A 13,051-nucleotide genomic window follows, 5' to 3' on the forward strand; every position below is an offset into this window, starting at 1 on the left:
CTATTTCTTTTTTAAGGTAATTTCCAATGGTGTTACATCTGTTTGATTCATTTGATAGGATTGATTGTAAGCATCGTAACCTTTCTTATACACTTTCATGGAATACGCACCTGCCTTCACTTTTTCAAGAATAAATTCACCGCCTTCGTCTGTTTTCGTTTGATATTTGATCTTACCATTTTTACTGAGGCGTACTTTAGCGCCGGCAACGGGTTCTCCGGCTACATCAATCGTATCCGATAAATACTCCCGGGCATTATATTCAACAATCCAATCCTTTATTGTGTTATATTCACTATTGCTGTTGAGGTTCGGCCACATAGTACCCTCGCTGGAATTTTTATCAAGTTTTCTCAATAAGAGAGAATCCTCACTTCCCGGAGTAACCAATCTTGGATCCGTTACTTCAGCATATGTCGTCAAGGGTATGCTACTTTCAGAGCCACCCTCTTTGTGGCACGAAATACATTTGGCGTCGAGAATCGACTTTACACTGCTCTCATAACTTATCTCCGAAGAATTACCTCCGTTATCATTACTGGTTACCATACCAGCAAGATCGAGGTCATTTGTATTTATAAATACTCTGCCCTCTGCTTCGGTAGTATGACAACCATCCGCATTACAACCACCATTTTCTGCGCCGGTCGGCATCGATACCGTACGGCCACGATAAGATACAGATATGGTAAACGGTGCTGTTAAATCCTTCTCTGAGTAAAAATTTCCTAACTGATCTGATCGCAAGCGTACTTTTTGGCCATTAGCGTCTGTTATTTTTATTTTTGCACTCTTTCTCGCATTTGAACCTTCAGCATCATCATAAATCCCCCTTTCCGGAAAGATTTCAACAAAATCCTTATTTTAAGCGGGTTTCCACAAATTCAAAATAATATGTAGTCGCAGAATAAATGGCCTATTTATTAATACAAATCCTTTATAACCCTATAAATACTGACTTGACAAAATATTTTATTAATGATAGTGTAGTCAAAGAATATTGGGACTACATTATGCACCTTACTTATAGCGATTCTAAATACAAAGGGAAAACCTATAAATCTTACTCTATTGCCGAATCCTACAGGGATGGCAAAAAGGTCAGAAAAAGAATACTTTGGCCCATCGGGAAACTTTCCGATATTCAAGCCGAGCAAATCAAACTGATATGTAAAACAGTTGAAAACACAGATCAATTGCAGACTCAGCTCAAAGACGTTGCAGTCCTGGAAAGCAGGGCATATCTCGATATAGCCGTTGTTAATGAGTTGTGGAACCAGTGGCAGCTTGATCAGGCTTTTGACTACGATGTCACTGCAGGCGCCCTTCCTACCAATATGATTGCAAAGATACTGACTATTAACAGGTGCACCGATCCGTGTTCTCATTATTCCATTCCTCATTGGGCGAAAAAGAGCGCGCTGGAGGACATTCTTAAAATTGATCTTTCAGGCCTAAATGACGATAAAATCTATTATGAATTAGATAAAATACACAAAAACAAAATATCTATAGAGAACCACCTTTTTAACCAAACCTTCTGGAAACGTCCGGAATCCTATAAATTTATCAACTACGACCTAACTACTTCCTACTTTGTGGGATATAACTGTGATCTATCGGCATTTGGCAAGGGCAAAATAGAGTGTCATGGCAGGCGGCAGGTCTTACTGGGTGTTCTTATCAACTCTGAGGGATATCCTTTCAAATGGGATGTATTCCCCGGGAACACCGCTGAGGTAAAAACCCTCAAACAGAATATCAATGCCTGTAAAACCAGATTCAAATTGACTGATAAAAACGTCACCCTTGTATTTGACAGAGGCATAATCTCTGAGGACAATGCCAATTTGATAGAAGAAGCCAAACTCAAATACATCTCGGCATTGGATAGAAATCAGATACCCTCTTGCGGTGTCAGTTTAAAGTCTCTTAATGGGTTATCCATAGAAGATAAGGACGCCTCCGATATACCTATCCCGCAAGGGTTTTTAAACTATGATGATGAATTATACTACCATGACAATGGCGTCATAGGAAACAAGCGTTTTATTACCGGTTTTAATCCCACTTTATTTATAGAAGACCGCAATAATAGAGACGAGAAAATAACCTTTTTTAAGGATTATCTCAAAGAAGAGAATAAAAACCTTAAAAATGCCCAAAGAGACCGGCAATATGACGCAACAAAGAGCCGCATTGTAGATGAGCTGAAAAGGTTAAAGATTCATAAATATTTCGAAGACCCTGTTCTGACGTCCATCACCGTTACCCATAGACTGAAAAACGGGCAGGTCAAATCCGTCAAAAGTTTCAAAATAGAAATCAAGCTGTTAACTGATGTTATAGCCGCAGATAGATTGTTGGATGGCGTATGTGTTTTTATCACTAACCATACAGAACGGGAAGATGGAGGTGCGTTTAAAGCAAAACCCCAATCTATAGTTAGAGCCTATCGGGACAAGACAAAAATAGAAGATGTCTTTAAAAATGTAAAATCGTTCTTAAAAATCAGGCCCTTCTTTGTCAATACCGAGGCACATGTTAAAGCCGTCTATACTATCTGCATCCTGGCATATTTTATAAACCGTTATCTATCAAACCAACGAAAGGCAATAGGAGAAAAAGATTTTTTAAACTCAAAGGAACTCTATGCGCCGTTCAAAGATATAGATATCGCCACTCTTGAGGCTAAAAATACCGGTGAAACCTTAAAGAAAGCCGTGAAACTTCCCGCCGTCACACAAATGCTATTGGAAAAACTTGGAATGTCCAATGTTGTTTTCGGCCAGTAATTAAAAGACTTCCAAAAGACATGTAGTCGCAGAATCAATGTTTATAAGTGTTTGCCAAATTTGACTTTAGTAATTTCTTTCCGGAACATGGGATAAATCGTTCCCCCAATAGAAAACGTATGTTCTCTGCCTCCTGTGTGGCAACCGCTCGTCAAACAATTCCTTCCTGCGTTGTGAGAATCCTCGTCTTCACCATCATCATCATCATCTTCTTCCTCCCCATCTTCGTCTTCATCATTATTTATTTTATGATCAGCATCATTGCCCTTTTGTAATAAATAGACCCCGGTATTTTTATTCAAAACACCTGCAAATGACATTGAAATCACATATATTTGAAAAACAATTATTGCCAAAATACAGTAAATAGATTTCAGAAATTTTTTGTTCATTGAACTGTTCATAAAACGATCTTCCCGTAAAAAAGTTGAAACAAGGTATATATCCTGAAAAAGCACTTTTTGTTTGCCATTAGCTCTCAAAAAACTTCTGCCCTCTATGGCTAAAGCAACTAGAATACCATACAATTCAGAAAGAATTTGCATTGATTATAAGTATCTGAAACATTATTACTTAAAATAAATTTATCGTTTATTTTATCATTATTACAACACATGAATTTTTCAGACTTTTGTAATTTTTACAGATAACTATTGTAATTGTGACATTATTCAGGGGGTCAGAAAAAGATTCCTATCTTTTCGCGCTTTCGCGTTATATCCAAGATGCTCATAAAATATGAATTTTAAATTGTTAATTGGGTGGCACGGACAAACCTTGTTTGTCCGTGCCACCCTCTATCGATACTTAAATACTATATTAAATTTTTCTAAAAACAGATGCTTTTGACTATATCAGGAGGCTTACGTGTATTGATACCTGGATTGTATATTAAATTTTAGAAAAATAGATACTTTTGGCTATAAACAATTAGTAGAGACACGACATGTCGTGTCTCTACGTGACTCATGCTTCCCTGTCTGCGTACGTTTCCGAAGGTAGCCAGACCGTCCCGGTCTGGGCGAGTCGCCTGTCTGCGTGCCGGGACGTATAGGCAAGGCCGCTTGTGTATTAAATATCACAAGCAGGATGCTTGTGTTACATTGTGCAGATAGTTACAAAAAATCGGGAATGCGCCCGGGAAATATGCTATAGTAGCCGCATGAACGAAGAACATTCACCTATGAAATTGCTTATGAAAAGATTGCAGCATAATGAAAGTGAAGTGGTGCGCCAAGCCCTTGAAGAAATCGGCAGATCCGGAAAGGGGAATCGCGAGGCCATAAAAATGCTTCAGGATTTTTTAAAGGGAGAGCGGCGAATGCCTCTCCGCGTTTTGGCGGTTCAAACTATTGCGAAAATAAAGGAGTCCCCTCAATCTTCCACAAAAGAATTCAAAAAACCGAACGTCTTTCAGTGTCCGGGGGCGGAGAAGATAAAAAGGGTTGAAATTTTGGAGGTAACGTGTCCCCACTGCCACCAGGAAGGTACGGCGTCGGTAGCCGGTTTTGAATATGAATTCGCATGCGAGAGCTGCGGGGGCATGATAAAGCGAGATATCCCTGAAAGCTGTATCGAGAAGTGTCCTATGGGAAGCGAGTGTGTTGGTGAAGGGCGTTATCAAAAATATTTACACGGCAGAAAAAAAGCTACTGGAGATACATAGCGCAGCAAAAAGTCGCAACCAAAAATGTAGAGACGCACGGCCGTGCGTCTCTACTAATCAATGCCTTACTGTTGCTTCGACAAGCTCCGCACGAGTATGCATTTTGAAAAACGAGCATTAAAAACAAGAAGTTGATGGATAGTAGTACAAAGAAAAACTTACAAAAAAAGAGGTTTTTACAGGGCAATATTATAAACCCATTTACTGGCAAAATGGAGTAGTGTATTTCTCTATACCTACCGTAGTCATTGGCTCGTGGGCGAGAAAGACAAGGGGCTGCTGGGGTCATTTAGAGAAGCAAGGATGGTTTATATTGATTTATGTTGCAGGTATAGGTTGTATCATAAAAGTTTAAGGGAAATTGGTCAGGAGCTGGGAGGTTTAACCGTTGGAGGGATGAGTCAGGTAAGAAAGAGATTAAAAGAAAAACTGCAGAAAGACGATACCTTAAGGTTCATGTATAACCGGTGCAATAAGGCGCTCTCCGACGAATAGTTATTTATACAGGTAAAAGGATTTACCTGAATATTAATCAATTTCAACATATCCTTGTAATTAAAACTGTTAAATGTATAATCGTTTCAGGAAAAAATACATTGTTGTCAATAGGTTAGGTTTGACCCCATGCCATACCCATGGGTAAATATTGGTGATAAGGCGGCCGTCTTTGAGGCCACCCACGGTACTGCCCCCAAATATGCGGGAAAAGATATGGTTAATCTGGGTTCAGTTATTTTATCAGGGGTAATGATGTTTGAGCATCTGGGCTGGGATGAGGCAGCAAACATGATTGTGAAGGCATTGGGAAAGGCTATTCAAAAGAAGACAGTTACGTATGACCTTGAACGTCAGATGAAGGGCGCTAAATTAGTCAAGTGTTCCGAGTTTGCCGATGAAATAATTAAGAATATGTGAGGTAATTCTTCAGCCACAAACCTGAAATAAAGAAGGAGGGAACAAAATGTCGGTCAAAGAAATGATAAAGAAAGAGATTGATAAACTTCCGGAAAATCTTCTTCCAGAGGTCTTTGATTTCATTCAGTTTTTAGAAAGCAAAAGAGAAAGAATCGTGATTGCAAGAGCCTCTCAGGACTTGTCCACTGCATCATTTCAAAAAATATGGGACAATGAAGAGGATGCAGTTTATGACAGTCTATAATAGAGGAGATGTCGTTCTTGTCCCTTTTCCATTCAGCAACCAAACTATCATAAAGAAACGTCCGGCGGTAATTATTAGTTCTGATGTTTATAACAATACATCCTCTGACATTGTTATTATGGCAATTACGGGAAAAACAGGCAATCTTACCATAGGAGAATGTTTAATAGAAGATTGGCAGAGTGCTGGTTTGTTAAAGCCTTCTTCTATCAAACCAGCCATATCAACTATTGAACAAAGCTTAGTTTTAAAGAAACTTGGCAAACTTTCGCCTAAAGACCTCATTTTAATGGAAAATGTACTAAAAGAATTTTTAGATTTGATATAAAGAAGATTTGCTTATTGACTTAGCTCACCCCTGGTTTTTACAATTACTTATTAACTTAGTTTGTCCAACACATAGGAAGGGGTCAAATCTTTACCATTGACAAATATGTAATTGATAAAGATTTGACCCCATCCCTCTGCAGAAAGACGATACCTTAAGGTTCATGTATAACCAGTGCAGTAATGCGCTCTCCGACGAATAGTTATTTATACAGGTAAAAGGATTTACCTGAATATTAATCAATTTCAACATATCCTTATAATTAAAACTGTAATCATTTTAGGGAAAAAACATTCTTGTCAATAGGTTAGGTTTGACCCCATTGACTCCCCTTGCCAATAGGTTAGGTTAGGTTAGGTTAGGTTTGACCCCATTGACTTTGACTACACCCTAACTAAAAAAGGATTGATTCCATGAAACAGCTTACCAAATTGTCAAATATTGATCAGTTCTTACCCAGATGGACGAAAAGAGTTATCGCAGAAACGGGTGGGCGAGACCCTCTTGGTTTATCAAGGGTTTCGGACATGATTGTCGAATTCCTTTTAACAGGTATTACTACTCAAACGAATAGAGCAAGATACTATTCATTTTACTGCTGGAATATCTGGAATATCTGGCATATTCATCTAACGGAAAAGCCTCAGAAGTATAAAGATTTTGTTGACAGTTTTCGTAGAAGAGAGGCAGTACTTGCCATGTCCACATATGCCAACAATAGTAATACCTCACCTGTTGGCATTAAAGCCGCCCGTCCAATATTGGAGAAAGGATTCCAGAGAGGTGAGATGGACAGTAATTTTCGTGTTCTACCTTCGAATGCGCTGGGTGGCTATGGTCAGTATTACGGAGGAAGCCTGTATCAGCTTGGGTTGACGCGTCGCATTGAAAATGGAATTGACCATTTGAATAAAGGAATGGGAGAAGCATTGGCAGAAGCATTTCATTTATCTATTCATGAGACTCCTTACATCCAAAAGGAACTTTTTCGAAAAACAAAAATTCCACTTGTTGACTTTGATGGGTCTAAAAAATTGCTGACTCTCGATGCCATCATGAAAAAATCTGGAGTCATAGAACGGAAACTTCTCATAGATCTGTTTTTCGGCTTCAATGGCACTACCATTTGTGAAAGCACCTTACTCAGAAGACACACCTTGGGTCAAATACTCCACATTCTGTGTGAATATGAAAGACATGATTTATATCTAAACCTAGATAGCATCGATGTCATTTTTGTCTATGCGCCTTCTTACTTCGATGTCATTTGGTCTGAGGAGGATGATAAAACTATTCCATATAAATGTCCTGAAAAGTTTAGACGTTGTCACTCTCTTTGGAGGCAATTCTGTCTCCAACAATATTTTACAAATGCATTAGAAAACATACTATTTGCTGTTTTGGAAATAATAGGTAATGAATCAGCGGGTCTAACTATAGAAAATATTGTTTTACGATTGATGGAGACCACATTTCTCAAAGTTTTACGAGAGAAAGCAGGAAAGGATTGCTATAGACCAAGAGAAATCCTTAAAGCTTTTAACATCGAAGACATTCCGACTCATGAAGCATCATACGATTTGCAACAATTGCTTATTCCAACTGCTAAAAATAGCGAATTTGATATCCTGAGGATATCTGAGGAAGACACAGGAAGTGTTACGGCTAAGGCAATGCTACTTTTAGCAGTTCTTTATGGAAAGTGGAGAGGAATTCAGGATGAAGAAGGCATGTGTTATGTACATGAACATGCTGGTAACGGCCTTTGGTTTTGGACGTTTATGCCAATCATTGATAAATGGCTGGACAAGAATACAAAGTGGGATGAAACACTAGAAAGAATTATAAGATGTTTCATTGTTGATCAACATGATAGAATTATGTACGAGAAAAAGAGATTGGAAAGTTGCTGGTTCAGAACTGATGGAAATCGACTATTTAAAGAACAGGAATACTCACCTAAATTTCGTGCTAATCGACATCTTCAAGCAGTTAATATTATGCGTGACTTATGTCTTATAGAATCTGACGATGAAGGATACCTTTCGATTACCTCGAAAGGCAAAACAATTCTGAACAAAATACTGAACGAACATGAATGTGTAATAAGAAAGACAATCGATTCAATTTGCATGAGATACTTGATAGTAGCTCCTATGATCATGCGCTCATAGCTACGTATACTTTTGACCCAGAGTTCTTTGAGGAGTACTGTCTTGAAAAACTTAAAAGTCTAAGTGGAAATGGTAATATTTCTGTTCTCGTAGATAGGGGTGAATACGAAAAAGTCATAAAAGGAACAGACTCATCAATGCCACAAAAGGCAAATCTTCGTTATCTCTTACATCCAGTTTACGTTCTAGGTGCATTTCATTCAAAAATATTTCTTTTTGTAAATCAAGACCATGGCTTGCTTGTAATCGGAAGTGCAAATTTTACCCGTCCAGGCCTTGCATCAAATGCAGAGTTGGTGTCATGCTACGAATATGAAGTTGAGGAAAAGGAACAATTTAAGTATTTGTTTATGTCTGCATTTCACTATTTCAGACAAATAAGTAACTATTCTCTAAGTCAAACACTCGAATCCAATATTCGGGTAGTAGAACGGGAAATTGCCTGGTTAACTGAAGGGTATAACAATGAAATAAACGAATCAAATCCAGTACTACTACATAACATTGATACCCCACTATGGGAACAGCTAAAGGCGAAAATTGAACAACCCGTTGATTCTATTTCTGTGCTTTCCAGATATTTCGACCCAACACCTACCCTTCTTGATAGAGTGGATCGAGATTTTAAACCGAAAAAAATTAAAATCTTTACTCAAAACGGAATCACCACATTGACCTCACAATGGTTGAAACATCCGCTAGTGAGGAAGAGTAAAGTTGAGATATATCTATGTACATATAAAGATGAAGAACATAGCCAACCCCTTCATGCAAAAGCTATTGCTATCGAGAAAGATAAAAATATCGTATTTGCTTTTGGTAGTGCCAATTTTACTACACCAGCGATGTTGCGTACCATGAACGATGGTAATGCTGAGGTAATCTTGTGTTTCCATGGCTTAAGTAAATCGAGTATAAGCCCAGAAAGGTTTTTTGATCCAGACAATACTGCCATTCTGCTTAATCATGAAAAACAATTGAATTTTACGCAGGAGGAGGACAAAAAATCTCCATCCAATAGATATGATATATTACTTAAAGAAGCCTTGCTTGAGGGTGAACGGTTGTGCCTGATCGCTGATATTTCTGAAAAATTTAGACAATACCCTCTCATTGCTGAAATCAGTTCTCCAAACAAACCTACGCAACAAGTTAAGTTGCAGCAGTTAGATGAAGGATACTACGACGCAGACCTTTCAGATGAAATGCTGAAGAATTTTGGTGATCAATCATCCGTTGTTCAAATAAAAGCTTTGATGAACGATGAATTGATTGCACTAAGCAATCCTCTTCTATTAACCCAATCTACAAGATATTCAAACCGGTGGAAGTGTGCGTCGCGAGCGACAAATAAAGGAAGCAATGCAAAGCACAGACAAGTTCCATGAAGCGCTCAAGGAGATGAACCACTCTGGTGATTTAGATCGCCAGATACAGTTCCTGATCTATTGTGATATTCCAGTAATTGAAGCAGAACAACCATTTGCACGTAGGGCAAGACCACCTTTGGATCGGAACAAGGAAATGCGAAACATTGGAGAACGGAATCTCAAACACTTTGTAGACCTTCACGAAGCAACCATTGACTTCATAAATAGGCATTTTGGAAAGCTCAAAAAACATATAAAAAATGGAACTATAAAAGGCATACCAAACTTTATGCATATCTTTCTTGCCATTTGTTGGATTCTTGAGAACCAGATTGAAAGGGTAATTCAGGGGTTTAAGTCAAAATTAACACCGATGACTTCAAAAGAGTGGTATGACTACCGTGAACAACTTGATGAATATTTTAAATACTTCAAGGAAGTTATGGATTGTCTTTGGGGTGATTATCTAACGACCATGCTTAAACATCACACCCGCCGGGAAATCAGGGAAAAACTCGATCCTGATTTCCACTATTTGAAGGATGTCTGTTCGCAGATGTTGGGATTTAGGTCAAGAATTGAGGTCTTGCGAAAATCTCAATTAAAGGTCCAACGTGAAAGTGGCAGGGCTTTAGTCCTTCCAGAGTATTTTGAATCCATTCTCAAAGAGGAAAAATGGCACATTTATTGTGAACATATAAACTCGTCCATTGTTCAAATCAGAGCTTTAGTTGAAAATAACTCGATTGTACCTAAAAATCAGGTTCTATCAACCAATTTTCAAGAGATTAAAACTGGTAGAAGTATAGGATGTGAATATCAAATAAAGGAGGCGCAGCAAAGTACATTGCAGTGCATAGAAGCAATCAAAGAATTATACAACTCCAGCAATTCCAAGGCACTGAAACAGTTCCTGACTTTCTGTGATATTCCAGTAATCAAAAATATACAACCAATATTAGCATACAGCCCAAGACCTTCTTCTGGGTTGAGCAAGGAAACATGGAGACTTGGAGAATGGAATCTTAGACACTTCATAAATCATCACAAAGCGACACTTCACTTTATAGACAAACATTTTAGAAAGTTAGAGATACATATTAAAGATATACCTAAAGAGAACATACCAAACTTTATGCATATCTTCCTTGCCATTGGTTGGATTTTGAGGAACCAAATCGAAATGGCAATTCACTGCCTTAAGACAAAAATAACTCCCATGTCTTTAGAAGAATGGCAAGAATACCTTAAACAACTGGATATATATTTTAAAAAGTTTAGACTACTCATGGATTGTCTTTGGTATAAATATCTTTCTATCATGTTAAAATATTATGCACATGAGACAATACGGGAAAGGTTCGAACCAGATTTCCAATTTCTAAAAGACATTTGTTCGCATATGCTTGGATTTCGACCAAGAATTGATATTCTATGTAAGTCTCATTTAAAAATTCAGAGATCAGACGGAACAATAATACTTCCTGAATATTTCTCTTCTGTTTTCAATGAAAAGGATTGGAAATACTACTCCAATAATATAAAAAAGATTCATCGCGCTATTTTTAAACACTTTTTCAAAAAGAAACACAAATTATGAAAAGAGAAAAAAGGAAAGAAAAACTTAAGCACAAAAAAGACTTGGCTGCTAATAAAAAGTGGGAACAATTTGACAGAGTATTTGAAAGCATAAGCATAAAAAAAGATTTTTCAAAGTTGCAAAGGAGCTTGAAGGAAAAAGTAATATCACGACGTTATCCATCTTTTCGTATAGAGTTATCTGATGAATTAAAAAATGATTCCGAATCGATTTTGGTTGCGAAGGAAGTAGATGACTGTATTAAGCAATTAACTTTTGTACTAAAGCCCTTTAACACAACCATTAAAATAAATGATTATTTCTCAGTTGCGGTTTCCGTTGCCCATTGTTTTAAAAATTGCGAAGAACTCTCATCCTTAGAAAATATAAAAACTGCTACGAGTTTGTTGTTGTCAGAGGAAAACATAGCTGCAGTAATAAAATGTTTGTATCAAAATATAGATGCAGTACTCATAGAACATAATAAAATGGACAGATTTTTTTTTTGGGCGTCTATAGAATGTAACACTTTACCAAACGGAAAGCCTATCAGGTTGATTCGAATACATAGACAACAGTGTATGTCTAAAAGTTTTTTTGTTGATGGACAGCAAAGAATTGCATATAAATGCGGTCAGTGTTTTATGCCTTATGGAATAAAATGGGCTGGCTTGGACAACAAAAATGTTGGGTTAACTGGCTTAGAAAAGAACATTCCTGTATACATTCAATCTCATGCGTTGGAAAGGTTATACGAAAGAATAGATTGTTTTGAAAACTCAAAAAGTCTTATTTACGATTATTTGTGGTGTTCCATCTTAAATGCAAAAGTTGTTAAAAGTACTAATGGAAAATATCTTATCGAATATTGGTTTAATTGTCACAAACTGGGTTATTTGGTAACAACGATAAACGATGGAGTTGCTATAGTAAGAACATTTCTCTTTATCACAATGGATGGAACACCAGAAGGACTGTTATTGCACAAAAAACTCGGTATCAGAAGAGATGATAAAGAATACTTACATCTCGACAAACTAAGAACCTACCTTATGACTGATATTCAAGAAGACACTGAATTACGTAATGTTTTTGAAGAATGTGGGTGTGGGCATTTATTTAAGGTTGTTAAGGAAGATGCGGTAATATGCCGAACGACTGGAGATGCTAAAGACATTCGTAAATACTTAAATCTAGGTAGTTGAAAATGAAAAATCAAAAAAGCAACAAAAGATACAATGCGATACTGTTTGATATAGTTGGTACTTTGCTAACAAGACAGTCCGCAGATTTTCAAGTGTTCGCGGGGCGTTGTCAGGAAACCGGAATCACAATAGATTTAGATACTGCACGGAGAGGCTGGAAACAATCTGAGAGGTGGATTTTCTGAAGGAAATGGCTGGCGAACCCAGGATGCCTGACCACGAATTTTTCAGATGACCTGATTCCATTGCCTTGCGAACGGCGTTTGGCGAGAAGTCAGATGAAGAGATATGGAAAATGGTTTCTCTTATTCTCCCGCTTCAAGGCCCAAGACAGTCATGAGAAGTAATCGCTGGAAAATTTCACAAATCGCCCTAATTATTAAGTTGCGTTTAATGATGGTAGAGGATTAACATTTCGATTCGGGTGCATTCCCGATTTTTTGTAACTATCTGCACAATGTAACACAAGTATCCTGCATGTGATATTTAATACACAAGCTGCCTGCCTATACGTCCCGGCACGCAGACAGGCGACTCGCCCAGACCGGGACGGTCTGGCTACCTTCGGAAACGTACGCAGACAGGGAAGCATCGTAGAGACAGGTTTCAAACCTGTCTCTACAATGACCTATATTTTTATGCCCCACTAATTGTTTATAGCCAATAGTATCTATTTTTCTAAAATTTAATATATACTCCAGGTATCAATAGATGGGTGGCACAGGCTTTTTGCCTGTGCGGAATACAGGCAGGATGCCTGTACCACCCTTGCAAT

At 37.8% G+C, this 13,051-nt stretch carries 11 protein-coding genes and 1 pseudogene; 10 read left to right on the forward strand and 2 right to left on the reverse strand.

What is annotated here, in order from left to right; translation table 11 throughout:
- The gene (locus tag KSMBR1_RS10535; protein WP_172953482.1) at positions 1-747 is read right to left on the reverse strand and encodes a carboxypeptidase-like regulatory domain-containing protein; all 747 of its coding nucleotides are present in this window, start codon (positions 745-747) and stop codon (positions 1-3) included.
- A 164-nt stretch (positions 748-911) separates the two neighbouring features.
- Between KSMBR1_RS10535 and KSMBR1_RS10540 the strand changes: the two genes are divergently transcribed.
- On the forward strand, positions 912-2,795 hold the full coding sequence (locus KSMBR1_RS10540; RefSeq protein ID WP_099324133.1) for an IS1634 family transposase: 1,884 nt from the start codon (positions 912-914) through the stop codon (positions 2,793-2,795).
- Between the two features lie 41 nt (positions 2,796-2,836).
- Here KSMBR1_RS10540 and KSMBR1_RS10545 read toward each other — a convergent pair whose 3' ends face one another.
- Positions 2,837-3,199: a hypothetical protein gene (locus KSMBR1_RS10545; RefSeq protein ID WP_157820526.1), complete on the reverse strand. Its 363-nt coding sequence runs from the start codon at positions 3,197-3,199 to the stop codon at positions 2,837-2,839.
- A gap of 701 nt (positions 3,200-3,900) precedes the next feature.
- Between KSMBR1_RS10545 and KSMBR1_RS10550 the strand changes: the two genes are divergently transcribed.
- From KSMBR1_RS10550 to KSMBR1_RS10590, 9 genes and pseudogenes are all read left to right on the forward strand, one after another.
- The gene (locus KSMBR1_RS10550; RefSeq protein WP_164994279.1) at positions 3,901-4,461 is read left to right on the forward strand and encodes a hypothetical protein; all 561 of its coding nucleotides are present in this window, start codon (positions 3,901-3,903) and stop codon (positions 4,459-4,461) included.
- 303 nt (positions 4,462-4,764) lie between these two features.
- Positions 4,765-4,956: a hypothetical protein gene (locus KSMBR1_RS10555; protein ID WP_099325300.1), complete on the forward strand. Its 192-nt coding sequence runs from the start codon at positions 4,765-4,767 to the stop codon at positions 4,954-4,956.
- Between the two features lie 138 nt (positions 4,957-5,094).
- A pseudogene (locus tag KSMBR1_RS10560) lies at positions 5,095-5,376 on the forward strand (isocitrate/isopropylmalate family dehydrogenase); the annotation flags it as partial.
- A gap of 46 nt (positions 5,377-5,422) precedes the next feature.
- Positions 5,423-5,620 carry a DUF2281 domain-containing protein gene (locus tag KSMBR1_RS10565; RefSeq protein ID WP_099325301.1) on the forward strand — a complete coding sequence of 66 codons (198 nt, stop codon included), beginning with the start codon at positions 5,423-5,425 and terminating at the stop codon, positions 5,618-5,620.
- Complete coding sequence (locus KSMBR1_RS10570; RefSeq protein ID WP_197705163.1) at positions 5,607-5,948, forward strand: type II toxin-antitoxin system PemK/MazF family toxin; 342 nt, start codon at positions 5,607-5,609, stop codon at positions 5,946-5,948. The genes KSMBR1_RS10565 and KSMBR1_RS10570 overlap by 14 nt, the downstream gene beginning before the upstream one ends.
- A gap of 413 nt (positions 5,949-6,361) precedes the next feature.
- The gene (locus KSMBR1_RS10575) at positions 6,362-8,122 is read left to right on the forward strand and encodes a hypothetical protein (protein WP_099325303.1); all 1,761 of its coding nucleotides are present in this window, start codon (positions 6,362-6,364) and stop codon (positions 8,120-8,122) included.
- Positions 8,047-9,510 (forward strand): phospholipase D-like domain-containing protein, encoded by a 1,464-nt coding sequence (locus KSMBR1_RS10580; protein WP_099325304.1) that lies wholly within the window; start codon positions 8,047-8,049, stop codon positions 9,508-9,510. The genes KSMBR1_RS10575 and KSMBR1_RS10580 overlap by 76 nt, the downstream gene beginning before the upstream one ends.
- Positions 9,485-11,092, forward strand: a complete 1,608-nt coding sequence (locus tag KSMBR1_RS10585) for a hypothetical protein (RefSeq protein ID WP_099325305.1) — start codon at positions 9,485-9,487, stop codon at positions 11,090-11,092. The genes KSMBR1_RS10580 and KSMBR1_RS10585 overlap by 26 nt, the downstream gene beginning before the upstream one ends.
- Positions 11,089-12,276, forward strand: coding sequence for a hypothetical protein (locus KSMBR1_RS10590; protein WP_099325306.1), 1,188 nt, complete (start codon positions 11,089-11,091; stop codon positions 12,274-12,276). Before KSMBR1_RS10585 ends, KSMBR1_RS10590 begins: the two co-directional genes overlap by 4 nt.
- Positions 12,277-13,051: the final 775 nt, after the last annotated feature.

It is taken from the genome of Candidatus Kuenenia stuttgartiensis, assembly GCF_900232105.1.
Classification (GTDB): domain Bacteria; phylum Planctomycetota; class Brocadiia; order Brocadiales; family Brocadiaceae; genus Kuenenia; species Kuenenia stuttgartiensis_A.

What these genes read in the sequence shown, in the direction of transcription:
- KSMBR1_RS10590 (WP_099325306.1), top strand. Translation starts at nt 11,089, where the DNA reads ATGAAAAGAGAAAAAAGGAAAGAAAAACTTAAGCACAAAAAAGACTTG.
- KSMBR1_RS10575 (WP_099325303.1), top strand. Translation starts at nt 6,362, where the DNA reads ATGAAACAGCTTACCAAATTGTCAAATATTGATCAGTTCTTACCCAGA.
- KSMBR1_RS10545 (WP_157820526.1), bottom strand. Translation starts at nt 3,199, where the DNA reads ATGAACAGTTCAATGAACAAAAAATTTCTGAAATCTATTTACTGTATT.
- KSMBR1_RS10585 (WP_099325305.1), top strand. Translation starts at nt 9,485, where the DNA reads ATGCAAAGCACAGACAAGTTCCATGAAGCGCTCAAGGAGATGAACCAC.
- KSMBR1_RS10565 (WP_099325301.1), top strand. Translation starts at nt 5,423, where the DNA reads ATGTCGGTCAAAGAAATGATAAAGAAAGAGATTGATAAACTTCCGGAA.
- KSMBR1_RS10580 (WP_099325304.1), top strand. Translation starts at nt 8,047, where the DNA reads ATGTGTAATAAGAAAGACAATCGATTCAATTTGCATGAGATACTTGAT.
- KSMBR1_RS10540 (WP_099324133.1), top strand. Translation starts at nt 912, where the DNA reads ATGGCCTATTTATTAATACAAATCCTTTATAACCCTATAAATACTGAC.
- KSMBR1_RS10570 (WP_197705163.1), top strand. Translation starts at nt 5,607, where the DNA reads ATGACAGTCTATAATAGAGGAGATGTCGTTCTTGTCCCTTTTCCATTC.
- KSMBR1_RS10555 (WP_099325300.1), top strand. Translation starts at nt 4,765, where the DNA reads ATGGTTTATATTGATTTATGTTGCAGGTATAGGTTGTATCATAAAAGT.